This is a genomic window from Actinomyces sp. Marseille-P3109 (assembly GCF_900323545.1).
Classification (GTDB): Bacteria; Actinomycetota; Actinomycetes; order Actinomycetales; family Actinomycetaceae; genus Actinomyces.
Genome location: NZ_OOHN01000008.1, coordinates 473,829 through 499,291 on the forward strand (window position 1 = coordinate 473,829; position 25,463 = coordinate 499,291).

At 63.3% G+C, this 25,463-nt stretch carries 14 protein-coding genes and 3 rRNA genes; 12 read left to right on the forward strand and 5 right to left on the reverse strand.

The window, feature by feature from the left end:
* Nucleotides 1–176: 176 nt before the first annotated feature.
* From BQ8008_RS02325 to BQ8008_RS02345, 5 genes are all read left to right on the forward strand, one after another.
* A complete protein-coding gene (locus tag BQ8008_RS02325; RefSeq protein WP_108832644.1) occupies nucleotides 177–1,565 on the forward strand; it encodes an NAD(P)-dependent malic enzyme in 1,389 nt (462 codons plus the stop codon).
* A 734-nt stretch (nucleotides 1,566–2,299) separates the two neighbouring features.
* Nucleotides 2,300–3,862 (forward strand): 16S ribosomal RNA (locus tag BQ8008_RS02330).
* A 448-nt stretch (nucleotides 3,863–4,310) separates the two neighbouring features.
* Nucleotides 4,311–7,487: ribosomal RNA gene (locus tag BQ8008_RS02335) — 23S ribosomal RNA — on the forward strand.
* A gap of 190 nt (nucleotides 7,488–7,677) precedes the next feature.
* Nucleotides 7,678–7,794: ribosomal RNA gene (gene rrf / locus BQ8008_RS02340) — 5S ribosomal RNA — on the forward strand.
* The 16S, 23S and 5S rRNA genes sit together here, the layout of an rRNA operon.
* Nucleotides 7,795–7,951: 157 nt before the next feature.
* The gene (locus tag BQ8008_RS02345) at nucleotides 7,952–9,331 is read left to right on the forward strand and encodes a threonine/serine ThrE exporter family protein (RefSeq protein WP_108832645.1); all 1,380 of its coding nucleotides are present in this window, start codon (nucleotides 7,952–7,954) and stop codon (nucleotides 9,329–9,331) included.
* A 105-nt stretch (nucleotides 9,332–9,436) separates the two neighbouring features.
* Here BQ8008_RS02345 and BQ8008_RS02350 read toward each other — a convergent pair whose 3' ends face one another.
* Complete coding sequence (locus tag BQ8008_RS02350) at nucleotides 9,437–11,155, reverse strand: aspartate:alanine exchanger family transporter (protein WP_234415431.1); 1,719 nt, start codon at nucleotides 11,153–11,155, stop codon at nucleotides 9,437–9,439.
* Nucleotides 11,156–11,514: 359 nt separating this feature from the next.
* Here BQ8008_RS02350 and BQ8008_RS02355 point away from each other — a divergent pair, with 359 nt between their 5' ends.
* The 3 genes from BQ8008_RS02355 to ilvC are packed head-to-tail and all read left to right on the forward strand — an operon-like array spanning nucleotide 11,515 to nucleotide 14,857.
* Nucleotides 11,515–13,299 (forward strand): acetolactate synthase large subunit, encoded by a 1,785-nt coding sequence (locus tag BQ8008_RS02355; RefSeq protein WP_108832646.1) that lies wholly within the window; start codon nucleotides 11,515–11,517, stop codon nucleotides 13,297–13,299.
* Nucleotides 13,300–13,304: 5 nt separating this feature from the next.
* Nucleotides 13,305–13,817, forward strand: a complete 513-nt coding sequence (gene ilvN / locus BQ8008_RS02360) for an acetolactate synthase small subunit (RefSeq protein ID WP_003784785.1) — start codon at nucleotides 13,305–13,307, stop codon at nucleotides 13,815–13,817.
* A gap of 8 nt (nucleotides 13,818–13,825) precedes the next feature.
* A complete protein-coding gene (gene ilvC, locus BQ8008_RS02365; RefSeq protein WP_108832647.1) occupies nucleotides 13,826–14,857 on the forward strand; it encodes a ketol-acid reductoisomerase in 1,032 nt (343 codons plus the stop codon).
* A gap of 85 nt (nucleotides 14,858–14,942) precedes the next feature.
* Here ilvC and BQ8008_RS02370 read toward each other — a convergent pair whose 3' ends face one another.
* Both BQ8008_RS02370 and BQ8008_RS02375 read right to left on the reverse strand, forming a co-directional pair.
* Nucleotides 14,943–16,193 carry an MFS transporter gene (locus BQ8008_RS02370; RefSeq protein WP_108832648.1) on the reverse strand — a complete coding sequence of 417 codons (1,251 nt, stop codon included), beginning with the start codon at nucleotides 16,191–16,193 and terminating at the stop codon, nucleotides 14,943–14,945.
* Nucleotides 16,190–16,810, reverse strand: coding sequence for a TetR/AcrR family transcriptional regulator (locus BQ8008_RS02375; protein WP_108832649.1), 621 nt, complete (start codon nucleotides 16,808–16,810; stop codon nucleotides 16,190–16,192). Before BQ8008_RS02375 ends, BQ8008_RS02370 begins: the two co-directional genes overlap by 4 nt.
* A 121-nt stretch (nucleotides 16,811–16,931) precedes the next feature.
* On the opposite strand from BQ8008_RS02375, the gene BQ8008_RS02380 reads away from it, so the two are divergent.
* From BQ8008_RS02380 to BQ8008_RS02405, 4 genes are all read left to right on the forward strand, one after another.
* Entirely contained in the window at nucleotides 16,932–17,981 is a 1,050-nt protein-coding gene (locus BQ8008_RS02380; protein ID WP_108832650.1) for a 3-isopropylmalate dehydrogenase, read from the forward strand.
* 197 nt (nucleotides 17,982–18,178) lie between these two features.
* Nucleotides 18,179–19,354 (forward strand): branched-chain amino acid aminotransferase, encoded by a 1,176-nt coding sequence (locus tag BQ8008_RS02385; RefSeq protein WP_108832651.1) that lies wholly within the window; start codon nucleotides 18,179–18,181, stop codon nucleotides 19,352–19,354.
* Between the two features lie 972 nt (nucleotides 19,355–20,326).
* Entirely contained in the window at nucleotides 20,327–20,719 is a 393-nt protein-coding gene (gene tagD / locus BQ8008_RS02395; RefSeq protein WP_108832652.1) for a glycerol-3-phosphate cytidylyltransferase, read from the forward strand.
* 508 nt (nucleotides 20,720–21,227) lie between these two features.
* Nucleotides 21,228–23,633: a hypothetical protein gene (locus BQ8008_RS02405; protein WP_108832653.1), complete on the forward strand. Its 2,406-nt coding sequence runs from the start codon at nucleotides 21,228–21,230 to the stop codon at nucleotides 23,631–23,633.
* A 261-nt stretch (nucleotides 23,634–23,894) separates the two neighbouring features.
* Here BQ8008_RS02405 and BQ8008_RS02415 read toward each other — a convergent pair whose 3' ends face one another.
* Together BQ8008_RS02415 and BQ8008_RS02420 are read right to left on the reverse strand one after the other, a co-directional pair.
* Nucleotides 23,895–24,362, reverse strand: a complete 468-nt coding sequence (locus tag BQ8008_RS02415) for a hypothetical protein (protein ID WP_234415486.1) — start codon at nucleotides 24,360–24,362, stop codon at nucleotides 23,895–23,897.
* 233 nt (nucleotides 24,363–24,595) lie between these two features.
* On the reverse strand, nucleotides 24,596–25,345 hold the full coding sequence (locus BQ8008_RS02420) for a DUF6318 family protein (RefSeq protein ID WP_234415432.1): 750 nt from the start codon (nucleotides 25,343–25,345) through the stop codon (nucleotides 24,596–24,598).
* Nucleotides 25,346–25,463 lie beyond the last annotated feature (118 nt).

Genomic DNA, 25,463 nt, shown 5'->3' on the forward strand with positions numbered 1-25,463 from the left:
CAACGGTGCCTTGTCTGTGTGAGACCCCTACCACAGGTGGTCTGAATCCTGACCAAAGCCTGTGGGTATCTCAGTATTCGGTCGCCGTAGGACCGTCATCCGATTAGGAGACGGCCGGCTGGGGATAGGCTCAGAGCGCTTATCTCAAGACCCCGCCTGTCCCACAAGGAGTGCCCATGGTTCAGCCCAGTCCCAGTTACACCGTCGCCTTGTACCTCGAGGTGCCCGCCTCCCAGAAGGCGGTAGCCCGTCTGGTCGACACCGCCACTGCGACTGGCGCCATCGTCACCGGCGTCGACGTGGCCGACGCCGATGGCGACAAGCTCACCGTCAACCTCACCGCCGACACCCGCGACTCCAAGCACCGCAACGAACTGGTCGCCAAGCTGGAGGAGATCGACGGCGTCGTCGTTCGCAATGTCGGTGACTCGACCTTCCTGACCCATGTTGGCGGCAAGATCGAGGTGGCCGGCAAGTACCCGATCCACAACCGTCGTGACCTGGCCCGCGTCTACACCCCCGGAGTGGCCCGCGTCTGCAAGGCCATCTACGACCACCCCGAGCGCGCCCGGATGCTCACCATCAAGAAGAACACCGTCGCCGTCGTCACCGACGGCACCGCGGTCCTGGGCATGGGGGACATCGGCCCGTCCGCCGCCATGCCCGTCATGGAGGGCAAGGCCGTCCTGTTCAAGCAGTTCGGCAACGTCGACGCCTGGCCGGTGGCCTTGGACACCAAGGATCCAGAGGAGATCATCTCCATCGTCAAGGCCATCGCCCCGGCCTACGGAGGCATCAACCTGGAGGACATCGCCGCCCCCAAGTGCTTCGACATCGAGGCCCGCCTGCGCGAGGAGCTCGACATCCCCGTCTTCCACGACGACCAGCACGGTACTGCCATCGTGACCCTGGCCGCTCTCATCAACGCCCTGAAGATCGTGGGCAAGAAGATCGAGGACGTGCGCATCGTCCTGTCCGGTGTCGGTGCGGCCGGCAACGCCATCGCCAAGCTGCTCATGGCGCACGGCGCCACCGACATCGTCGGTTATGGACGCACCGGGGCCCTGTCGTCGGTGGACACCGAGGGGATGAACGAGCACCGCAGGTGGCTCGCGGAGAACACCAACCCGCGTCAGGTGACCGGCTCCCTCAAGGAGGGCCTCAAGGGGGCCGACGTCTTCATCGGCGTCTCATCGGGTAACCTGCTTGAGCCCGAGGACCTGGCGGTCATGAACGATGGCGCCATCGTCTTCGCCATGGCGAACCCGATCCCCGAGGTCGACCCGATCCGCGCTGCGGACTACGCCACCGTCGTGGCGACTGGACGCTCGGACTTCCCCAACCAGATCAACAACGTCCTGGCCTTCCCCGGACTCTTCCGTGGTCTGCTGGACACTGGCATCACCGACATCTCCACCGAGCTGCTGCGAGCCGCCTCCACCGGTATCGCCTCGGTGATCGCCGACGACGAGATCAGTCCCGTGTACATCATCCCCGGCGCCTTCGACACCCGCGTCGCCGACGCCGTGGCCAAGGCCGTGCGCAAATTCGCCGAAGCGGAGTAAAGAACCAGAACGTTCTGTCTGGCGTGAGCAGGGGCGTGTAGCACCGGCCGGTGCTACACGCCCCTGCCGTACTCGGATGCTTGGCGCCACGGGTGGAGGCTGGCACGGGATGCGCTCCTTGTGAGAGCTGAGAGCGGATCCCCGACACCGGAAAGTTGACAACTAACTGATTGATCGATGATGGCGTGCGGATCGTTGCGGATCGTTCGGTGAAAATTGATCAACGGGAGGGAGGTCGCCACCGCGTTCCGAGCGTATCGACGAAAACGCTGGAATAGCAGCGAAAAGTCGGTGTGTTCTGGATCATGGGCGTTTGGTTTGACGTCGAGGGGGTGGGGCTGCCTAGAGTACAGCCCGCTGCCGAAAGGGCCGAGCCTCCGGTGAGACCCATGCGGCGGCGATCCGCAACAGAGGATCGCCAGCAGATGTGATCGAGGGCAAAGTTCTTCGACTTGACGTTGGAACGGTAGGTCCTCTATAGTAGCGGAGTTGCTCGCCAGGGCGAGTTGAAGCCGTAAGGCTTCGGTGAATTCTGGCTGGGTGTGTTGTTTGAGAACTCGATAGTGTGTCATGTTTTTTATGCCATGGGTCCTGGGGGGCTGCGCGTTTTGTGTGGTTTTTTGGGGCTTGTTTTGTTTTGGTTTGCCTGGCTTCTGTTGTGGGGGTTGGGTGGGGCCATGTGGTCTGGTTTTCTGGGCTTTTTCTGATTGGAACCTTTGTGGTTTTGTTGGTTTTGTTTGGAGAGTTTGATCCTGGCTCAGGACGAACGCTGGCGGCGTGCTTAACACATGCAAGTCGAACGGTGAAGCGCCTTCCTTTGTGGTGGGTGTGGATGAGTGGCGAACGGGTGAGTAACACGTGAGTAACCTGCCCCCTTCTTCTGGATAACCGCATGAAAGTGTGGCTAATACGGGATATTCTGGGTCTGTCGCATGGTGGGCCTGGGAAAGATTGCGCCTTTTGGGTGTTTTTGGTGGGGGATGGGCTCGCGGCCTATCAGCTTGTTGGTGGGGTGATGGCCTACCAAGGCGGTGACGGGTAGCCGGCCTGAGAGGGTGGACGGTCACACTGGGACTGAGACACGGCCCAGACTCCTACGGGAGGCAGCAGTGGGGAATATTGCACAATGGGCGCAAGCCTGATGCAGCGACGCCGCGTGAGGGATGGAGGCCTTCGGGTTGTGAACCTCTTTCGCCAGTGAAGCAGGCCTGCTCCTGTGTGGGTGGGTTGACGGTAGCTGGATAAGAAGCGCCGGCTAACTACGTGCCAGCAGCCGCGGTAATACGTAGGGCGCGAGCGTTGTCCGGAATTATTGGGCGTAAAGAGCTCGTAGGCGGCTGGTCGCGTCTGTCGTGAAATCCTCTGGCTTAACTGGGGGCTTGCGGTGGGTACGGGCCGGCTTGAGTGCGGTAGGGGAGGCTGGAACTCCTGGTGTAGCGGTGGAATGCGCAGATATCAGGAAGAACACCGGTGGCGAAGGCGGGTCTCTGGGCCGTTACTGACGCTGAGGAGCGAAAGCGTGGGGAGCGAACAGGATTAGATACCCTGGTAGTCCACGCCGTAAACGTTGGGCACTAGGTGTGGGGGGCCTTTTCCGGGTTTTCCGCGCCGTAGCTAACGCATTAAGTGCCCCGCCTGGGGAGTACGGCCGCAAGGCTAAAACTCAAAGGAATTGACGGGGGCCCGCACAAGCGGCGGAGCATGCGGATTAATTCGATGCAACGCGAAGAACCTTACCAAGGCTTGACATGTGCCGGATGGCTCCGGAGACGGGGTTTCCTCTCCTTTGTGGGGGGCTGGTTCACAGGTGGTGCATGGTTGTCGTCAGCTCGTGTCGTGAGATGTTGGGTTAAGTCCCGCAACGAGCGCAACCCTTGTCTCGTGTTGCCAGCACGTTGTGGTGGGGACTCGCGGGAGACTGCCGGGGTCAACTCGGAGGAAGGTGGGGATGACGTCAAATCATCATGCCCCTTATGTCTTGGGCTTCACGCATGCTACAATGGCCGGTACAGAGGGCTGCGATGCCGTGAGGTGGAGCGAATCCCTTAAAGCCGGTCTCAGTTCGGATCGGTGTCTGCAACTCGACACCGTGAAGTTGGAGTCGCTAGTAATCGCAGATCAGCAACGCTGCGGTGAATACGTTCTCGGGCCTTGTACACACCGCCCGTCACGTCATGAAAGTCGGCAACACCCGAAGCCCGTGGCCCTACGGGGAGCGGTCGAAGGTGGGGCTGGTGATTGGGACGAAGTCGTAACAAGGTAGCCGTACCGGAAGGTGCGGCTGGATCACCTCCTTTCTAAGGATAGGTTTGTGTGGGGCGGTTTGCCTCCTCCTTCTTTTTTGGTTGTTTGTTTTGTCTGGGCCAGTGTGGTCTGGGCCGGCCTGGAGGGGGTGTCTCGCACGGAAGCTGCGGCTGGCTGGCCTTGCGCTGTTGTGTGGGGTTGGTTGGTTGTGGTGTTGTGTGGTGTAGGAAACACGCCTGCTTGTGGTGGGCTGCTGCGGCTGTTGTGGTCGTGGTGGTCTGTTGTGGTGGGTGCCCCTGGTGTGCGCGGTTGTGTGCGTGTGTGGGGGTGGCATGCTGTCGGGGTTCTGGGGCAGTGCGCCCTGGTTGCCTGGCCTGTGCTTCTGCTGCCTGTTGGTGGTGGGGTGTGGGTGTGGGTGGGTTGGTTGTGAACTGTATAGTGGACGCGAGCATCTTACTGTAAGATTTCTGTGACATTTCTTTTGTTTTGTCGTGTGTTGTGTTGTTTGTTTTTTTGAGCGTTCGGTGGATGCCTTGGCATCAGGGGCCGATGAAGGACGTGGTGGCCTGCGATATTCCTCGGGGAGCCGGCTGGCGGGCTGTGATCCGAGGGTTTCCGAATGGGGGGACCCGGCACGAGTTATGTCGTGTCACCTGCATCTGAATTGTATAGGGTGTGGGGGGTGACGCGGGGAAGTGAAACATCTTAGTACCCGTAGGAGAAGATATTCCGTGAGTAGTGGCGAGCGAAAGCGGATGATGGTGAAACCGTGTGCGTGTGATACTCGGCAGGGGTTGCGTGTGCGGGGTTGTGGGGCTGTCCTGTTGGTCTTCTGCCGGAGACCGGGCGCGTGTGCTGATCTGTAGCTGAATCGTCTGGGAAGGCGTGGCGTAGTGGGTGATACCCCCGTAGGCGGAACTGGTTGGTGCGTGTCTGGGGTGGTGCCCGAGTAGCACGGGGCTCGTGGAATCCTGTGTGAATCTGCCAAGACCACTTGGCTGCCTGAATACCTCCTGATGACCGATAGTGGATAGTACCGTGAGGGAATGGTGAAAAGTACCCCGGGAGGGGAGTGAAATAGTACCTGAAACCGGGCGCTTGCAAGCCGTCAGAGCCTCCCATGCTTGTTGTGTGTGGGGGTGGTGGCGTGCCTTTTGAAGAATGAGCCTGCGAGTCAGTGGCGTGTCGCGAGGTTAACCCGTGTGGGGTAGCCGTAGCGAGAGCGAGTCCGAACAGGGCGAGTGTAGTGGCGCGTTCTGGACCCGAAGCGGGGTGATCTACCCATGGCCAGGTTGAAGCACGTGTAAGAGCGTGTGGAGGACCGAACCCACCTAGGTTGAAAACTGGGGGGATGAGCTGTGGGTAGGGGTGAAAGGCCAATCAAACTCCGTGATAGCTGGTTCTCCCCGAAATGCATTTAGGTGCAGCGTCGCGTGTTGCCCGGCGGAGGTAGAGCTACTGGGTGGCTGATGGGCCCCACAGGGTTACTGACGTCAACCAAACTCCGAATGCCGTGCGGGTTGTAGCGTGGCAGTGAGACTGCGGGGGATAAGCTCCGTGGTCGAGAGGGAAACAGCCCAGATCGCCGGCTAAGGCCCCTAAGCGTGTGCTAAGTGGGAAAGGATGTGCGGTCGCGCAGACAACCAGGAGGTTGGCTTAGAAGCAGCCATCCTTGAAAGAGTGCGTAATAGCTCACTGGTCAAGTGATCGTGCGCCGACAATGTAGCGGGGCTCAAGCACACCGCCGAAGCCGCGGACCCACAGCGTTTGTTCCCTTCATCGTCCCACGTTGCTGGGGTGGTGGCAGGGGCTGTGGGTGGTAGGGGAGCGTCCTGCACCGGGGGAAGCCTGTGGGTGACTGCTGGTGGACGGTGCGGGAGTGAGAATGCAGGCATGAGTAGCGATACTAGGGTGAGAAGCCCTAGCGCCGAATGACCAAGGGTTCCAGGGCCAGGCTAGTCCGCCCTGGGTGAGTCGGGACCTAAGGCGAGGCCGACAGGCGTAGTCGATGGATGACGGGTTGATATTCCCGTACCGGCGAAGCACCGCCCATGCTGACGCGCGGGTGCTAACCCACGCCGTGCTGCCATATCGGCCCTCAGCTCAGGTCTTCGGGCCTGGTGGGGGTTGTGGTGGTGGGGTCTGGGGACCCTCCGTGCAGGTAGGCAAGCGTGTTAACAGGGGTGACGCACAGTGGTAGCCCGGCGGACCTGATGGCTTGGTCCGTTCAAGCGCGCAGCCCGTTGCCCAGGTAAATCCGGGGGACTGTCTTGGATGACGGGGGTGAGGCGTGATGGTGACCCCACGCTGGTGGGGGATAACAGGGTGATCCTGGGGTGCCGAGAAAAGCCTCGACGCGATGGTGCCAGCCGCCCGTACCCTAAACCGACACAGGTGGTCGGGCAGAGTATGCCTAGGCGCACGAGTGAATCATGGTTAAGGAACTCGGCAAAATGCCCCCGTAACTTCGGGAGAAGGGGGGCCTGATCCCTGAAACAGCTGGCCTGTTAGGGGGGAGGGTCGCAGAGACCAGGGGGAAGCGACTGTTTACTAAAAACACAGGTCCGTGCGAAGCCGTAAGGCGATGTATACGGACTGACGCCTGCCCGGTGCTGGAAGGTTAAGAGGAACCATTAACCCTCGGGTGACGTGGTGAATTTAAGCCCCAGTAAACGGCGGTGGTAACTATAACCATCCTAAGGTAGCGAAATTCCTTGTCGGGTAAGTTCCGACCTGCACGAATGGCGTAACGACTTCCCCGCTGTCTCAACCATGAGCTCGGCGAAATTGCAGTACGAGTAAAGATGCTCGTTTCGCGCAGAAGGACGGAAAGACCCCGGGACCTTTACTACAGCTTGGTATTGGCGCCCGCTATAGCTTGTGCAGGATAGGTGGGAGACGTTGAAGCCGTTACGCCAGTAGCGGTGGAGTCGTCCTTGAAATACCACTCTGGTTATGGCGTGCGCCTGAACCTGGGCCCGTGATCCGGGTTAGGGACAGTGCCTGGTGGGTAGTTTAACTGGGGCGGTTGCCTCCTAAAGTGTAACGGAGGCGCTCAAAGGTTCCCTCAGCCTGGTCGGCAACCAGGTGTTGAGTGCAAGTGCACAAGGGAGCTTGACTGTGAGACCGACGGGTCGAGCAGGTACGAAAGTAGGAACTAGTGATCCGGCGATCCCGTGTGGGTGGGTCGTCGCTCAACGGATAAAAGGTACCCCGGGGATAACAGGCTGATCCTGCCCAAGAGTCCATATCGACGGCATGGTTTGGCACCTCGATGTCGGCTCGTCGCATCCTGGGGCTGGAGCAGGTCCCAAGGGTTGGGCTGTTCGCCCATTAAAGCGGTACGCGAGCTGGGTTTAGAACGTCGTGAGACAGTTCGGTCCCTATCCTCTGCGCGCGCAGGAGACTTGAGAAGGCCTGTCCCTAGTACGAGAGGACCGGGACGGACGAACCTCTGGTGTGCCAGTTGTCCCGCCCGGGGCACGGCTGGTTGGCTACGTTCGGGACGGGTAACCGCTGAAAGCATCTAAGCGGGAAACCATCTTCAAGACAAGGTCTCCGCAGGAAGGACTCGTCCTTCCTGGTAGGCCCCCAGCAGACTACTGGGTTGATAGGCCAGAGGTGGAAGACCGGTAACGGTTGGAGCTGACTGGTACTAATAGGCCAACACAAACAACACCCCCCACCCGCCACAACACGGTGCGTGGGACGAGGGGAACAACGGTAAGCACGAAAGCGTCCACTATACGGTCCACACCCAACCCACCACCAACCACACACACACGCACGCGCGTGAGCGTGAGCGTGTGGGGTGCGGGGGCAACCACCACACAAGTGAATCAACGCACCGCACTACCCACCCAGACGTCTCGGTGGTCACAGCGACAGGGACACGCCCGGACCCATCCCGAACCCGGAAGCTAAGCCTGACAGCGCCGATGGTACTGCACCCGCCAGGGTGCGGGAGAGTAGGACACCACCGAGCACACACTTGATCAACCGGCTCGGAACCGCCTCACAACGGTTCCGAGCCGGTTGCTTGTCACGCGCGAACTGCCCTGATGGACAGTGTTCCAGCCGACACTGTCTTGTATCCACAAAGGATCTGACACGACACCATCAAACAGGGCACCATTGTCCTCGTGTCTGGAACCGACCTCCCCTCTGCCAACCCGCACAGCCATGAACCGAGCCTCGACTCCGACCGACTCATGCAGCAGTCGGACGTCGTGCTGCATCTAGGGCGCCTCATGCTCGCTGCGGGTGCAGGCTCTTACCGCATCAAATCCTCAATGGCCAGAGCCGCTGCCGCCGTCGGCCTTGACCGCCATGAGGCCACAGTGACCATGACGGAGATCGTCACCTCGTCATACGTTGGCAACCGATTCCGTACCGAGGCCTGCGAAGTGCGTCGTGTCGGTGTCAACGTGGCCCGTCTGGAGGCTCTGCGCAGGATCGTCCATGATCTGCGCGCTCATGAGACCGTCGAGCACCTCGAGGCCAAGCTGGCCGAGGTTGAGAAGATGCGCGCTCGGTACAACGCCTTTACCAACGCCGCGGCTTCCGGCGTGGCCTGCGCAGGATTCTGTTTCCTCAACAAGGGCGGATGGGTCGAGTGCCTGACGGTGCTCGTGGCCGCCTTTCTTGGGCAGTTCATTCGCCGGCAGATGCTTGAGCGTCACTATCAGCACTTCTTCACCTGGATTGTCTGTGGAGTGGCGGCGTCCGGTACATACATGGGGATCGTGACGGCACTCGATGCGGCCGGTGCGGTGACAGGCAACCATCAGGGCGGCATTATCTCGGCCATCTTGTTCCTCATTCCCGGTTTCCCCATGGTCACGGCGATGCTGGATCTGTTCCGGCAGGACTTCTCCTCAGCGCTCTCGCGTGGTGCCTATGTACTCATGGTGATGGCGGCCGCCGGCATCGCCGTCTGGACCGTCACCTTCATCTTCCGCTGGGACGTCGAGTCAGCCAGCGGTGTGCCGCTTGACGGACCGCTCCTCTACGTCCTGCGATGCTTCTGCTCATTCATTGCGGCCTACGGCTTCGCCATGCTGTTCAATGCCGGCACCAAGGCCAGCACACTCGCCGCCGTGGTCGGTGCGTTGGCTAATACCGGGCGGCTTCTGCTCATTGACGTCTTCCATGTGCCGTGGCAGCTCGCGGTCGGACTGGCGGCGGTAACGATTGGACTGCTGGCTCAGCTCTTCGTCTCCCGGGCCTCCTTGTCTCGAGTGGCGCTTTCCGTTCCCGCCGTCGTCATCATGATCCCCGGCGTGCCCTTCTATCGCGCGATCTCGGCGCTCAACACGCTGTCGATCGACAAGGGCGTCGACGTCGGCGACGCCGCCACGAACCTGTTTGAGGTCTTCTTCGTCATCACGGCAATCGGTGTCGGACTCGCACTGGCACGAATCATCACCGACCACAACTGGCGTCACGATGTCGCCACCTCTGGACACATCACGCTCCCTCGCACTCAGGCCGAGGCGGCTGCACAGCCGAAGGAGGACTGATCCGCCAGGTCTTCTGCGTGCCTCCCGGATAATGGTGGTCCGCCGCTCCTCTCAGCGGCGGACCACCATGTGCTCAACAGGACGCGCAAGGCGCGGGGGAGGGACTTAGAGTCCGCCGAGAATCTGGGCGATGAAGATCTTGACGATCATCGCCACGGGATAAACCATGGCGTAGCCCAGGGCCACCCGAGGGTCGGCACCGGTGCGTTCGTTGGCGAACGCCAGGATCGCCGGCTGAGTCTGAACGCCACCGATCAGGCCGGACAGGCGGGTCCCGCCCATCTTGACCACCCATCGCATGGAGGCGTAGATCCCCAGTCCCACAATGGTGGTGACAACGAAGCCGGTGACAAAGATCCGCCACCAGTCACCGCCGGTGAAGGCGTGTGCGATTTCTCCGCCCGCCCTGGTGCCCGCCTGGGCCAGGAAGACCAGGAGCCCGAATTCCGAGAGCACTGCCGTCGCTGTGAAGGGCATGGCAGTCACAAACTTTCCAATACGGCCGATACGACCGAAAATGAGCCCGACCAGTAGCGTGCCGGCAGCCGAACCGATGGAGAAGGTGGCCCCGGTGGGAGTGAGGAACTTCCACTCACCGATGACGATGCCCAGGGCCATTCCCAGGCCCAGGGCCACCGGGTTGATGGAGGACAACCCGCGCGACGAGTCACCGAAGTACGTCGAGATCTCCTTCATGCGCCCGGTCGGGCCGACGACGCGAACCCGGTCACCCAGCTGTAGCACCAGGTCCGGGGTGCCCACCATGTCGACGTCGCCGCGGCGCACCCGTGAGATCGTCGCCCCGAAACGGTTGTCGATATCGAGCTCGTCGACGGTGCGACCGGCAAGCTTCGGATCGGAGACCGTGATGCGGCGGAAGTCGAGGTATTTGCGGTCCTCAATGAGAGAGTGCGACGATCCGTGGCCCACCGCCTTGATCGCTTGGTTGACGGCCTCCTGCGTTCCGACGACGGTGATGAGGTCATCCTTGAAGATGCGGTCGTCATTGGTCGGTCGGGTGATGGGGCCCTGCTCACCGCGGCGCAGACGAGAGAATCTTAGCTGTCCCGAGATGGTCTCGACGATATTGCCCAGAAGCGGGCCGTCCTCGCGTTCCACACGAATGGTGCGGTTGATGAGCGGAGAGGGCGTGTCCTTGTCACTGCGGCGGTAGCGCAGCGCCAGCAGGCAGAAGAACAGCATGCCGATGACACCGTAGAGGTAGGTAACGGCGTAGGCGACGGTGGCGTCTCCCGGTCCTGCCTTGTCACCGGCCATGGCCGCGGCGTTGCCGGCTGCCGCCAGGGCAGGCGTGTTCGTGACGGCGCCGGCGAAGGCACCCGCGATCATTGACGCCTTGAGTCCCAGGAGACGTCCTACACCCACGGCAGCCAGGGCCGCCACGCCCAGAACACCCAGGAGGATGGCCAACGGACCACCGGCGGTGCGGATCACGTGGAAGAAGTTCGGCCCGGACTGGATCCCGATGGCGAAGGTGAAGATCGCCAGCCCCAGCGTTCCCAGCTCTCTGGGAACCTCGATCGGCGTTGCGGCAGACGTTCCCCAGGCCGCCAATGCGATGCCGCAGAACAGGACCGCCGCCGCCCCAAGGCTCACACCCTTGATCCTGATGTGTCCCAGCAGCATCCCGGTGCCGACCAGGAGGAACAGGACGAGAACCACGTTCTCGGACAAGTGGTGGAGGATATTGGCGTGCGCCACCTTCCAGCCCAGGAGAGCCGTGCTGGCAGCCAGGAGGACCGTCGCCGGGATGCGTATGCTTCTGCGTCTGGCGCGCCAGAGCAGCAGCCCGGCGCCAACCATGAGGAGCACGATGACAACCGGGTTGTCTAACAGATAGTGCAGGACCGTGGTGACCACGTCGCTGTGCCGCCTTCCGTCTCGCCGCTGACAGTGACGCGGCGGATGCTTGTCGTGAGTAACAGGGGCATTGTGTCATCTCTGGCGGGGCCCATGACGTACCAAGGTCCGGGGCTCGTCGGCCGGAAGCCGTCCCGACAGGGGCAGTGAGGGACGGGGCGGGGTGCTCACAGGGATGCACATGTCCGTGATTCCATAATGTGAGACAACTGGTGTCTCGATATGACTCTCTGCGATCACTGATCTAACGTTCATTACCCGGCAGGTCGCCGGACGGTAAGCACGGAGAAGGAGAGCGAGCGATGACCCGCGACGACGCTCCTGCATGTCAGGACCAACAGGTCATGACGGGCGCCCAGGCTCTGGTACGCGCACTGGAAGAGCTTGGTGTCACTGACATCTTCGGGATGCCGGGCGGTGCCATTCTGCCCTTCTATGACCCACTACTCGCCTCGACGAGGATTAGGCACGTTCTGGTGCGCCACGAGCAGGGTGCCGGCCACGCCGCCGAGGGCTACGCCATGGTCACAGGCCGGGTCGGAGTCTGCGTGGCGACATCCGGCCCCGGTGCTACCAACCTCATCACCGCCATCGCTGACGCGCATATGGACTCGGTGCCGATACTGGCCATCACCGGCCAGGTCGGAAGTCGTGGAATCGGGACGGATGCCTTCCAGGAGGCCGACATCGTCGGTGCCACGATGCCCTTCGTCAAGCATTCCTTCCTCATTACCCGTCCCGAGGACATCGTTCCGCGTGTGGCCGAGGCCTTCCACATCGCCTCAACCGGACGTCCTGGCCCCGTCCTCATCGACATCTCCAAGGACGCCCAGGAAGGGCCTACCGAGTTCGTGTGGCCCCCGGTCCGGGACCTGCCCGGCTACCGTCTGCCCGGCAAGCCCAACCAGCGGCGCCTGGCTCAGGCCGCCGAGGTGATCGCCGCTGCCGACCGCCCCGTCCTCTACCTCGGCGGTGGCCTGAACCGTGCGCAGGTGCCCTCCAACGACCTGACCGAGCTCATCGAGCTCATTGGGGCGCCATTCGTCACCACGCTGACCGCGTTGGACGTCATGCCCAGTGATCACCCGCTCAACCTGCGGATGCCCGGAATGCACGGTACCGTCGCCGCCGTCGGAGCCCTTCAGCGGGCCGATGTCATCGTCTGCCTGGGGGCCCGCTTCGATGACCGGGTCACCGGTAGGCCAGACACCTTCGCCACGAAGGCCTCGGTCATCCACGTCGATGTCGACCCCGCTGAGATCTCCAAGATCCGCACTGCCGACGTCCCGATCGTCGGTGATCTGACCGACGTCGTCCCCGCCCTGAGCGCCGAGTTCCGCGACCACGTCTCCGCTGAGGGTCGGGTGGATATCGCACCGTGGCTGCGCGAGGTCGAGCGCATCCAGGCCACCTACCCCACGGACTGGAGCGACACCGACGATGGACTGCTTCAGCCCCAGGAGGTCATTACCCACCTCAACCGGGCCGCGTCCGAGGACACCATCTGGGTCACGGGCGTGGGGCAGCACCAGATGTGGTCGGCGCACTACCTCACCTTCCGCCGCCCCCACTCCTGGCTCACCTCCGCCGGCGCCGGAACTATGGGATACGGTCTGCCCGCGGCCATGGGCGCCAAGGAGGCATGCCCGGACCGCCCGGTGTGGCTCATCGATGGAGACGGCTGCTTCCAGATGACCAACCAGGAGCTGGCCACCTGCACCCTCAACAACATCCCCATCAAGGTCGCTGTCATCAACAACTCCTCGCTGGGAATGGTGCGGCAGTGGCAGACCCTGTTCTACGGGCAGCGCTACTCCAACACCGATCTGCATACCGGGGCCGGAACGGCTCGGGTCCCCGACTTCGTCAAGATGGCCGAGGCCTACGGGGCCGTGGGGCTGCGATGCGAGCGCCTGGAGGACCTGGACGACGTCATCGCCCAGGCCAACGCCATCAACGACCGCCCCGTCGTCGTCGACTTCATCGTCTCTGCGGACGCCCAGGTCTGGCCCATGGTCGCCGCCGGGGTTTCCAATGACGAGATCCAGCACGCCCGGGGCATGAGCCCGGTGTGGGAAGAGGAGTGAGCGCCGTGAGCGAGAAGCACACGCTGTCCGTCCTGGTGGAGAACAAGCCCGGCGTCCTGACCCGGGTGTCAGCGCTGTTCACGCGTCGGGGCTTCAACATCCACTCCCTGGCCGTCGGACCCACCGAGCACGAGGACATCTCGCGCATCACGGTGATCGCCGACGCCGAGGGGCTGGCCATGGAGCAGGTCACCAAACAGCTCAACAAGCTGGTCAACGTCCTTAAAATCGTCGAGCTGGATCCCGACACCTCCGTCGAGCGCGAGCTCTACCTCATCAAGGTGCACGCGGATGACGCCAACCGTACTGCGGTGCTCCAGGTCGTCGACCTGTTCCGCGCCCACGTCGTCGACGTCGCCCCGACGTCGGTGGTCATCGAGACCATCGGCTCAGAATCCAAGGTCAAGGCTCTGCTGACGGCTCTCCAGCCGTACGGCGTCAAAGAGATTGTCCAGTCCGGTGCCGTGGCGATCACGCGCGGCCCACGATCCATCACCGATCAACTCAAGGAGAAGTGAGAAGCAATATGGCAGCTGAGAAGTTCTACGACGACGATGCCGATCTGTCCGTCATCCAGTCCAAGAAGGTTGCCGTCATCGGCTACGGTTCCCAGGGGCATGCTCACGCTCTGAACCTGCGCGACTCCGGCGTGGAGGTCGTTGTCGGCCTGCGCGAGGGCTCGTCCTCTGCAGCCAAGGCCGAGGAGGCTGGCCTGCCCGTCAAGCCGATCGCCGAGGCGGTCGCCTGGGCCGACGTCATCACTGTCCTGGCCCCTGACCAGGTGCAGGCCGCTCTCTACCGCGATGAGATCGAGCCGAACATCAAGGCGGGCTCCGCCCTCCTGTTCTCCCACGGCTTCAACATCCACTTCGACTACATCAAGCCGGCTGCGGACATCGACGTCGTCATGGTGGCCCCCAAGGGCCCCGGCCACACGGTGCGCCGTGAGTTCGAGGCCGGCCGAGGCGTGCCCGTGCTCGTCTGCGTGGAGCAGGACGCCACTGGCGCCGCCTGGGACCTCGTGCTGTCCTATGCCAAGGCTATCGGCGGTACGCGCGCCGGTGCCATCAAGACCACCTTCCGCGAGGAGACCGAGACCGACCTCTTCGGTGAGCAGTCCGTCCTGTGCGGTGGCGTCTCCAAGCTCATCCAGTACGGCTTCGAGACCCTGGTCGAGGCCGGCTACCAGCCCGAGATGGCCTACTTCGAGGTCTGCCACGAGATGAAGCTCATCGTTGACCTCATTAATGAGGGTGGTATCTCCAAGCAGCGCTGGTCCTGCTCCGACACCGCCGAGTACGGCGACTACGTCTCCGGCCCGCGCATCATCACGCCCGAGGCCAAGGAGCACATGAAGGAGGTCCTTGCCGACATTCAGGACGGAACCTTCGCCAAGCGCTTCATGGAGGACCAGGCCGCCGGCGCCCCGGAGTTCAAGAAGCTCCGGGCCGAGGGCGAGGCGCACCCCATCGAGGCCACCGGCCGTGAGGTGCGTTCCATGTTCGCCTGGCGCGCCGACGTCGACAAGGACTACACCGAGGGATCCGTGGCCCGCTGAGGCCCGCTGAGGCTACCCACGGCGGTGTCCCCCGACGATCTGAGTCGTCGGGGGACACCGCCTTTTGCCTCCGTGTCGCTCAGATTCAGGCGAGCTGGTGGCGCCGGAGGTGGACGCCGAGGGCCACCATGGCCATGACCAGTCCCATGAGGCCCACGAGCAGCGCTGCGCCGCGTCCTGGGCCGGTGCCGACAATTGTTCCGAGACTTGTCGACAGTAGTCTCCCCGGACTCAGGAGAGGCTGGAGCACGTGGTCGACCATCACCCCTGAGCATAGGTAGGCCACCAAGTAGCCCATCTGGGTCACCAGACTGATGGTGCCCCAGGTTCGTGCCTGCCGGGCGTTATCGACACGGGTGCGCACCAGGACCTCGGCCCCGGCCTGGGACAGGGGCAGGCTGGCGAAGGTGAGGAAGCCGCAGGCGGCTACCCACCAGGCGCCCGGCCCCAGAGGCACCAGAGCCATCGCGGCACCGGTGGCGGCCAGACCCGCAGCCAGCAGCGTCGTCGGCCGTGCACTCTTCCAGGCGGTGACCAGTGCCGCGCCCACGAGCATACCGGTGGCGGCGATCGTCTCGATCATCCCCATCTGCGAGGTGCTCACGGTGGGCAGAAGGATCGGCTTGATGAGGACCTGGATGACCCCGATCGCGAGGGTCGCCAGGGTCATGAGGACCACGAGGGTACGCAGGCCTGATGAGGAGATGATGGTCCGCCAGCCCGCCATGACGTCCCGATCGGGTTCCTGCTGAGACGTGGTTTGAGGGACTGTCTGTCGAACCAGGGACCGACGCACCGTGGCGGTGCAGGCCACGGTGACGATGCAGGTGCTGGCGTCGAGCAGGACGAGTCCTCTCACGCCGACGACAGGCATGAGGAGCCCTGCCGCGGCGGGAGCCAGCAGGTACTTGGCCGCCGAGGCCAGTTGGAGGAGACCGGAGGAGCGCACATAGTCCTCCTCGTTCACGAGGTCGGTGACGCTGGCCCGCAGCGCAGGCTCGGTGAGGGCGGCCAGGCAGGAGGAGACGACTGCTCCTGTGCAGACCCAGGCCAGGGAGGGGCGGGGCGAGGACAGAGCCATCAGGATGATTCCCAGTCCCAGCACCGAGCCGGCATCTCCGATCATCATCATCAGCCTGCGGTCGTAGCGGTCCGCCAGCACGCCTGCCGCAGGAGCCAGAAGTACAACAGGGGCGAAGGAGCTCAGCTGAACGGCTGCCACCGAGGAGGCCGTCCCATAGGTGCGTAGCATGATGATGGCCAGCCCGAATGCGGTCAGTCCCGTTCCCAGTGAGTTGATGAACGAGCCCAGGACGAGCAGGCCGACACGTCTCATGAGCCGGCCTCCAACAAGTTGGCCAGGCTCCCGGGACGGGCACCCAGAAGTGTCTCGCTCGCCCAGATGAGGCTCTCGCGGCGGCGGGCGAGCTCAGCCGGGTTGGCATCCATGATGTCGTGGTCCAAGAGGATGCTGGAGGCACTCAGGACAAGTTCGATGGCGTCATAGGGCCGGTCCGTGCTGAAGGTCCCCTCGCTCACCCCCTGGGCCACGACGTCGGCGAGGATAGGTGTCAGGTGCTCGATCATCGCCGTGATGGACAGCAGGTGGAACTCGGCGTTGCCCGGCGCGTGGAACTGCTCAACGAGCTCGGTCTCGGTGTCCTCGACCTGCATCGCCGCCATGATCGCCGCAAACTTCTCCATCGCAGGAGCCTGGGAGTCGGCGATCTCACGGGCCTGATGCTCGACCTGGCCGACAATGCGCAGGACGAGGGCCTTGAGGATCTGCTCCTTGCTGGGGAAGTGGTAGTACAGCGTCCCCTTGGCGATGCCTACGACCCTCAGGATGTCCTCCATGGTGGTGGGCTGAAAACCCTTGGTAGTGAACAGTGTGTGCGCGGCGTTCAGGATCTCCTCGCGGCGCTGCGCGGCGGGGCGGTGGGTGCGCGGCATGTCTCCTCCTCAGAAGTGGCTGGAACAAGACTAACCGACCGTCGGTCGAAACGCGAGTTCGAGGGGCCGCCACCATGCGGACCGAGCGTCTCGCATCATGGCCATGCCCTAAGGTGGCCTCATGACGCAGACCATCAAACTGGCAGTAATCCCGGGTGACGGCATCGGCAAGGAGGTCGTCCCTGAGGGGCTCAAGGTTCTCGATCGGGCACTGGAGGGGACGGGAATCGCCGTCCTGCCGACCACCTTCGATCTGGGGGCCGAGCGTTGGCACCGAACCGGGCAGACCCTCACCGATGAGGATCTTGAGGCCATCAAGGCTCACGACGCCATCCTGCTGGGTGCTGTCGGCGATCCCTCCGTCCCCTCCGGTGTGCTTGAGCGCGGCCTGCTCCTGCGTCTGCGCTTCGCCCTGGACCACTACGTCAACCTGCGCCCCTCGGTCTACTACCCGGGCGTGCCGACGCCACTGGCTGACCCCGGCGACATCGACTTCGTCGTGGTGCGTGAGGGCACGGAGGGACTTTACTGCGGGAACGGGGGAGTGGTGCGTCAGGGTACGGCGCACGAGATCGCCACCGAGGTCAGTGTCAACACAGCTTATGGAGTGGAGCGCCTGGTCCGCTACGCCTTCGCCAAGGCGCAGGCCAGGACGGCCAAGCACCTCACGCTCGTCCATAAGCACAATGTGCTCGTCCACGCCGGTGACCTGTGGCGCCGCACCGTCGAGACCGTTGGTGCTGAGTACCCCGAGGTCGTCGTCGACTACTGCCACGTGGACGCTGCCACCATCTACATGGTGACCGACCCGGGCCGTTTCGACGTCATTGTCACCGACAACCTCTTCGGTGACATTCTCACCGATGAGGCCGGTGCCGTCACCGGCGGCATCGGCCTGTCCGCCTCGGGCAACATCAATCCGGAGAGGGAGTTCCCTTCCATGTTCGAACCCGTGCACGGCTCGGCCCCGGACATCGCCGGGCAGGGCAAGGCCGACCCGACCGCCACGATCAGTGCCGTCGCCCTCATGCTCGACCATCTGGGACTGCCTGAGGCAGCGGCGCGGGTCGAGGCAGCGGTCATGGCCGACATGGCCACGCGTGGTGATGGCGTTGAGCGTACGACCAGTCAGATCGGTGACGCCATCGCCGTCGCCGTGGCCCAGGGGTGAACGCATCGCCGCATTGAGACGCCCCGGCCGTCGTCGTCGATGAAGCATGACGGCCCGATGAGGATGCACGAGGCGCCCGAGGTGGTAGGCCTGGCCGGAATCCAACCGCAGGCCTAAATCCAGCCGTAGGCCTATCAGGGGGGCCAGGATATGGGAAGGTTGTGTCCGGGTGGTGGCCTCGGCGGTAGGGTGGTTCTATGCCCGAGACAGACGCCACCTCAACCGACTTCGCATCCACCTCCTTGGCTCGTGCGGCCGAGGTTCCCGTCCCGGAGGCCGACGCGATTGCCGGTCGCTTCCCTCTGACCGCCAACTCCTCGCCGGTCACCGAGGACGAGCGCGCGGAGGTGTTGACCAACCTTCACTTCGGCGACTGCTTCACCGACCACATGGCTCATGCTCGCTGGACGCAGGGTGAGGGCTGGGGAGACTACGGCGTCGTTCCTTACGGCAATCTCAGTCTGTCCCCGGCCACCGCCGTGCTCCACTACGGCCAGGAGATCTTCGAGGGCATCAAGGCCTACCGGCACGATGATGGCTCGGTGTGGACCTTCCGGCCCCGCTACAATGCGGCCCGGCTCAATGCCTCCGCTCGTCGCCTGGCCCTGCCGGAGCTGCCTGAGGAGGACTTCGTCGCCTCCCTGGTGGACCTGGTGCGAGCCGACGCCGCCTGGGTGCCCTCAGGCGAGGGGGAGTCCCTCTACCTGCGTCCCTTCGCCTTCGCCTCCGAGGCCTTCCTCGGTGTACGCCCCTCCGCGGTGGTCGACTACTACGTCATCGCCTCTCCCTCGGGTTCTTACTTCACCAACGGTCTTGAGCCCATCTCCATCTGGGTGACGACCGACTACCACCGCGCCGGGCGCGGAGGGACGGGTGCGGCCAAGACCGGCGGCAACTACGCCTCCTCTCTGCTTCCCCAGCAGGAGGCCCACGCTCAGGGGTGTGACCAGGTCTGCTTCCTGGATGACGTCTCACAGAGGAACCTTGAAGAGCTCGGCGGCATGAACATCATGGTCGTCGACGCTGACGGGGCTGTGCGCACCCCGCGCCTGACTGGGACGATCCTGGAAGGCTCCACCCGCAGCGCGATCATCCGTCTGCTGCGCGACTCCGGCCGGAGCGTTGTGGAGGACACCATCAGCCTGGAGGGGCTGCTCGCAGACATCGAGTCGGGTCGGGTCAGCGAGGTCTTTGCCTGCGGCACCGCGGCTGTTGTCGTGCCCCTCGGCCACCTCAAGGGAGAGGGGTTCGACGCTCGGATCGAGGGCAGTGAGGTCACTCGGCAGATCCATGACCGGCTCACCTCTATTCAAGCCGGTCACGCCGAGGACCCCTACGGGTGGATGTACCAGCTCGTGCCGCCTGGTTTGTGACATAACCGGACGACACTCGTCTGATCGTGCGGAAAGATGCCGCGAACATGAGGTAGCGATGATGGGGAGATAGCCTCAGTCACATCTCATTTCTCAAGGTTCTTGGCCGGAATTCCTATTTGCTAGGAATTCCGGCCAAAGCGTTCTAAAAAGACATGATGCCATTACTCCATGACGAAGACTCCCTTGTCAGATCCTGGAGGCGTCCTGGCTGAAAAGGTCGACTCCGATGGGGGTGGCTCCGAGTGTTCACGGTGCCGACGGCGCCAACAGTGATGTCGAAGCCTCCTCCGGCACCGGGGCAGTCCCGCAGAGCGCACTTGGGAGCAGCTGGCTGAGGCTGGAGAATCGCGTTCCTCAGTGTCCTGGCGATCTTCCTGGTCCTGACCCTGGCCGCGGGATGCCTCGCTCTGTGGGCGCGTCACTCCATCACCTCCGGTATTGAGATGATTGCCGTTCCTTTCGCCGGTAGCGCCATATGAGCACTGCAGCAGCCTGTACCGGCCGGCCAGGAACCAGTCGCCAACATCCTGGTCCTGGGGAACGACTCCCGCACCAGGACCTCCTATCCCTCCCAGTGGGAGGAGGGTGCGCAGTGCACGGACGCGCTCCTGTTCAAGGGTTTAGCCGAGGACCGAGTCGGTGCCTACCTCACCGAGCATCCCGGTGTCGTCGAGCTGCTCCCCACTGCGGTGAACTGACATCAGAATGAGGTGCTGCCCGAGGTGGATCCCTTGCTGATCCTTGACGGCCCGGCTTCGGATCGAGTTCGGGTCACACGTTTCTGGGCTGACGGACATCGCCCCACGGAGTACTGGCCATGGGAGGAGCCAATATATCAACCATATATCAGTATCGCATCGTTTCTGTGACACCTTCGAGATCGGCTCGCGACTAGGTAATACTCATGGCGGTTTGTCATGTATGTCGTCATGTGGGTGGTCCTTGAACGCCCAGTCAAGGAGTAAGTCGATGAAGCGTGTGATCACTTATGGCACTTATGACCTGCTCCACTATGGTCATATTGCGATGCTGAAGCGCGCACGAGCTCTGGGGGACTTCCTGGTGGTAGCGCTCTCCAGCGACGAGTTCAATGCTGGAAAGGGGAAGCGGGCGTACTTCTCCTACGAGGAGCGCAAAGCGATGCTTGAGGCTATTCGATATGTTGATCTTGTGGTGCCCGAGCTGACTTGGGGGCAGAAGGTCGAGGACATTGACAGGTACGGTATCGATGTGTTCGCCATGGGTGATGACTGGAGGGGCGAGTTCGACGGCCAGCTCAAGGGGCTGTGTGAGATCGTCTACCTTCCCCGTACTCCTGAGGTCTCGACGGCCCGGATCAAGAATGACATGCGCCTGCGATGAGGGGTGTTGTCCTCAGGAGAATCAGGTGCGCCATCTCTGGTCGGTGGGAGCTGTCGGCGGTCACGGGGCTCGTGCGCTACGCCGCCGCTATAGCGCTTGAGGGCGGCAACCTGACCGAGGCCAGGTGCTTGTGCGAGAAGCTGCTCGACGTCAATCTGGACTGCGCCGCGGTCGCCGGCTCTGCTGGGTCAGGCGTCTCGCTGGTGCTGCCGTGCTTCGCTGGGTGGAGGTGTCGCTATGCGACCTTCGTCTTGGGGTTCACGTTGGTGGCTCGCAGGGACCTGGTGAGTGACATCAATTGTCCCAAATTTAACCTTGGAATTGACGTTGGTTTTCTCAATGACTGCCTACGTTTCTGGGCCCGTATCTATGTGGTCTCCCGGTGCGGGCTCGCCCAGCGGCGTGGGACGACTTTCGGACACACCTGGGACATCTCCAACACAGAGGTGCTGGCGACGTCCACCATTAGTCATTGGGGACCACCCCACGAAATGGAGATGCCCACCTCATGAACGCCCGCAGCACCGAGACCTTGCATGTCATCATCATCGGTTCCGCAGGTGGTCAGGACACGCTCGACTCTCTTGAGCAGGATCCGCCCGAGACCGGGATCGTCCCCATCGCCTGCCCCGATCCGGTGTCGGTGGCCCAAGCCCTCAGCGCACTACCGGCCGGAAGCCGAGTCCTGTTCCTGCGAGCCGGTGATCGGGTCGAACCCGGCTACCTCTCCTCGCTGGCTCAGCGCGGCTCGGGAGACGGGATCGGTACTCTTCTCACCCCGACCGTGATCGTCCGCCCCGACGACGGCAGCCGGGACGACCGGCTTCAGTGGCGCTTCAGCCACGGTAGCCGTAGCGCGGACCTGACTGCCGAGCCCTACATCTTCCCCGACACCATCAGTGGCGTGGTCCTGACCGTCCCCCGTCGAGGCCTACCGGACTGGGGCGGTGCGAGCCCCCTCCGCGGCGTCGATGATGCCGACGGTGCCGGCGGCCATGATGAGAACGTCGGCCTGAGCGGGCTCATTGCCCATATCCTCGCCACCGGCAACCGCCTCGGCCTCCACGATGGCCCAGCCGTCATCCGTCATGCTCCGTCGCCCCCCGGCGCCTGGGGGGACGTCAGCCACTACCGCCATCTGCTGGGCACCCTCATCCCGGCATGGCTGGAGGCTGATAATCCGCCTCCCGACTGGATCTATCAGCTCATCATCCACCGTCTGATCCAGGTCACCGACGCCGATCGAGGGCTGCGCTATCCATCGGCCCGGTTGGCGACTGATGAGCGCACTGAGGTCGCCCGACTTCTGCGCGCAGTCACCCAGCGCGTTCCCGCTTTCCAGATCGAGGCGTACTGCTCCACATCGCTGGCCGTGGGGCGCCGTACCGCCCTGGTTGCCATGGCGGGAGGCCGCATGCCGGCACCGATCCTGTCCTCAGCACGCAGGTTCCGCAGCGACCAGAAGGCCACCTACTTCTACACCGGGGCCATGCCAACGGAGCAGTGGAAGGTAGACGGCGCCTGGGCTGATCCCACCAGTACCAAGACGGTTGACCATCGCTACTTCGACGAGGTGGTGCTCCACGAGCGCATCGTCTGGCTGCCCAAGGGAGAGATCACCGCCGTCATCAACGGCCAGGAGATCGCGGTAGCGCCTTACCGGGGTAACCCCAAGCCGCCTGAGACAGTGCCCGGCAGGCGCCGTCACGGCTCATCCTCGCCAGGACTGCGCCAGCGCCTGACCCAGATCCTTACCCGCGGCAGCACTCAGGACCAGGGGCTGCAGACCGGTGCATCGTCGAGGTCGGCAGTGTCATCGTCCTCTTCTTCGTCGTCCTCGGTGTCGACCGCGCCGCCCTCGCCCTACACGGCCTCCTCCCCGAGCGACTGGCCCCGTACCTGGCTCTACATGGATCGTCACGACAGCGCCGGGGACAACGCCGAGCCGCTCTACCGCTACGCCCGCACCCACGCCCCCAGTGTCCGGCACATTTTCGTCATCGAACGCTCATCTCCTGACTGGGACCGGCTTGCGCAGGATGGCTTCGTCCTCATGGATCCCACCGGACCCGGCTTCGACGCGGCCTGGGTCGGTGCTGAGACCATTCTCCTGTCCGACATCGGCGACCCCCTTATCAAGCACCGGCTCACCGGTGCGGGCACCGGAGACGACCAGCGCGTCGTCTTCCTCCAGAACGGTGTGACCATGCGCGACATGTGGCGCTGGTTCAACGGCGTCCGCCTGGACGTCGTCATCTGTGCCACCGCTCCCGAGCAGGCGGGACTGACCGCCAACCACACCTCCTACACTCTCACCGACCGAGAGGTCTGGCGTACTGGCTTTCCCCGGCATGACCACCTCTACAGCCTCCTGGGACGCGAACGCGACCGTATCCTGCTCGCCCCCACCTGGGACCCGGAGGTTTCACGCGCTTTGAACGCCGATCCCGCCGCCGTCGGGCTTCTCAACGACCTTTACCGCCCTTGGCTCGAACTGGCCGCCGGCCTGACCCAGGCCGGCCACCGCCCCGTCCTCTTCGCCCACCCCACGATGGCGCTGAGTGCCCCCGAGTGGTTCAAGGCCTTGGGAATCCCCGTGATCACCGGCCGTGACCTGCCTGAGGTACTCGCTCGCTCCTGGGCCGTCGTCTCCGACCGTTCCTCCGTCCTCGACGAGGGAATGGTCGCCGGATGCGTCGGCATCGTCTGGGATCCGCACGGCCGACCGGACACGGACCACTACCGTGCTCGGCACGAGGCCATCGGTGCGGTCGGGGCCGATACTCCCTCACAGGTGCACCAGGCGGTGGAAGACGTCGTCTCGGGCCGTCTCGTCGCTCCCGAGAACTTCATACTGCTCGACGCCGGAGCCTGTGCCCGCCTCACCAAGCAGCTCCAGCGCGACACCATCTGACACATCAGTCTGAGGACAGGTGTGCACAGGGCCCTTCGGCGCCCGTCCCGCGTTAGCCTCATCGGTCCCGTCTGCGGAGTGAATGCCTACCTACTACGCTTCCTGGACTCGGTCGGCGCCCAGCGCTATCCCCGCGACCGAATTCGCCGGGGCAGCGGCGACAGACACCGCCCCCTGGATTTCCTTCGGTAGCAGGACGGCGCAGCCAGGTCGACGTTGCCGGCCAGCCACAGGTCATCCAGTTCTCCGTTCATGAGTGCCTCATCGGTAAGGACCGGGCGGTGGAGGCGCTGAGGGCGGCTGGGTATGTCGGTCGGCTTGTGGGGCTTGGTGGGGGTGTGAGGGCCTGGGCGGCTCGTTGAGGAGGGGTGTGCTGCCCTTGTGCTCCTCGGGTGTGGGGGTTGGAGGGGTGTCTGGCGTGAACTCGACGTCGATGGTGGTGCCCAGGATGGTGGTGGTCTGGTGGCGGGGGGTGGGGTTGGTGTAGACGATGAAGGCTTTGGTGATGATGACTTGGGGTCCGGGTGGTTGGCGGGTGATGCCTGATCCGGTGGCGATGAGGGTGGCTGCTTCGCGGGTGGTGATGGTGACGACCCGGGGCCCGCCACCGCCTCCTCCGGTGGGTTGGTCGGGTTGGGAGGGGCGGCCCAGCATGTTGACCGCGCAATCCATGTCGGGGATCTGGCCGCCATTGCTGACACAGTCCTGATGAGGCTGCTCATCCCACATCGACGGATCCGACGCCGACACAACCGGACGAGGTGGCGCCGCTGATTCGCCAGATTCCGAAGGGCCTTCCTGGGTGACGGTCTCGCTTTTTTCTCCGCGAATAGTTGGGGTATTATCCTGATTTTCGACAGTGAAGTTTCCTTTAGTTTCAGGAAGCAAGGCCAGGGAGTCGCTTCCAGTAACTAGTAGAAAGGCGGGCAGTAAGGCGGCACCTAAAGCAATAATGTAACGACTCATTGCTGTTCAACCCTCACCCCGCCAATCATCCAGCGACCATTGGTGTGACGTACAGCAAAGTCAAGTAGCTCATTCTTGGTTGGACTTGATGTTTCGGTATCCACCCCTCCTCCTGGGTGAGACGTAATCATTTGGTGACTCACGGAAGCTTCGACTCTATTGTAATCATAGCCTTCAAGTTTTTCGTAGTACCTGACGTTCGTGACCTCTTGCTCCCATTTATCGTTCCACCCTCCTGCGTTGTGCAGATTCGTTGCGTTGTCGATTGTTGAGCGACAGAATTTGCATCCGTTTTCGCTCATGGCTTCAAGCTCGGTGGTGTTGCCGGTCATGTAGGCGTAGCGGTAGAGGTCGAGGAAGTAGTAGACGCTGGCTGCAGCGCCTTCGGCGGTCTCCTCGTCCATGTGCAGGGGTTTGACGGGGGCGGGTTCGGCCAGGGCAGTGTCGCGCTTGGCCTTGAGGTCGGGGGTCAGGGCGGCCTCGCGGGAGGCAGTTGCGGAGGCGTTGGCGTCAGCGATCCCCTTCTCGGCGCGGGCGACGGCCGCCGAGGCGCTGGAGCTGGCGCTCGCGCTGGCTACGGCCTTAGCGTCCTTCAACGAGCAGGCGGCCACCCCCAGGGCCAGTGCACACACCGCCGCCAAGCCGGCGGCCACCCGACGCCGCTTGAGGCGCGAACCGTACCGGCCACGACCGGTTGCTGACTGTCGCGCACTCCCGGGCGCAGGGGATCGTAGGGACGCACTCATCACGGAAGCCTCCTCGCCACCGAAACAACTCCTCACGCCACTGGGACGGGCAACGCTGCCCGTCCGGGCGGTGTATTGACATTACCCGCCCACACACCTCCACCGCCAGACCTTGACA

What these genes read in the sequence shown, in the direction of transcription:
- BQ8008_RS02325 (WP_108832644.1), top strand. Translation starts at nt 177, where the DNA reads ATGGTTCAGCCCAGTCCCAGTTACACCGTCGCCTTGTACCTCGAGGTG.
- BQ8008_RS02350 (WP_234415431.1), bottom strand. Translation starts at nt 11,155, where the DNA reads ATGGTTGGCGCCGGGCTGCTGCTCTGGCGCGCCAGACGCAGAAGCATA.
- BQ8008_RS02355 (WP_108832646.1), top strand. Translation starts at nt 11,515, where the DNA reads ATGACCCGCGACGACGCTCCTGCATGTCAGGACCAACAGGTCATGACG.
- ilvC (WP_108832647.1), top strand. Translation starts at nt 13,826, where the DNA reads ATGGCAGCTGAGAAGTTCTACGACGACGATGCCGATCTGTCCGTCATC.
- BQ8008_RS02370 (WP_108832648.1), bottom strand. Translation starts at nt 16,193, where the DNA reads ATGAGACGTGTCGGCCTGCTCGTCCTGGGCTCGTTCATCAACTCACTG.
- BQ8008_RS02375 (WP_108832649.1), bottom strand. Translation starts at nt 16,810, where the DNA reads ATGCCGCGCACCCACCGCCCCGCCGCGCAGCGCCGCGAGGAGATCCTG.
- BQ8008_RS02380 (WP_108832650.1), top strand. Translation starts at nt 16,932, where the DNA reads ATGACGCAGACCATCAAACTGGCAGTAATCCCGGGTGACGGCATCGGC.
- BQ8008_RS02385 (WP_108832651.1), top strand. Translation starts at nt 18,179, where the DNA reads ATGCCCGAGACAGACGCCACCTCAACCGACTTCGCATCCACCTCCTTG.
- tagD (WP_108832652.1), top strand. Translation starts at nt 20,327, where the DNA reads ATGAAGCGTGTGATCACTTATGGCACTTATGACCTGCTCCACTATGGT.
- BQ8008_RS02405 (WP_108832653.1), top strand. Translation starts at nt 21,228, where the DNA reads ATGAACGCCCGCAGCACCGAGACCTTGCATGTCATCATCATCGGTTCC.
- BQ8008_RS02415 (WP_234415486.1), bottom strand. Translation starts at nt 24,362, where the DNA reads ATGTGGGATGAGCAGCCTCATCAGGACTGTGTCAGCAATGGCGGCCAG.
- BQ8008_RS02420 (WP_234415432.1), bottom strand. Translation starts at nt 25,345, where the DNA reads ATGAGTGCGTCCCTACGATCCCCTGCGCCCGGGAGTGCGCGACAGTCA.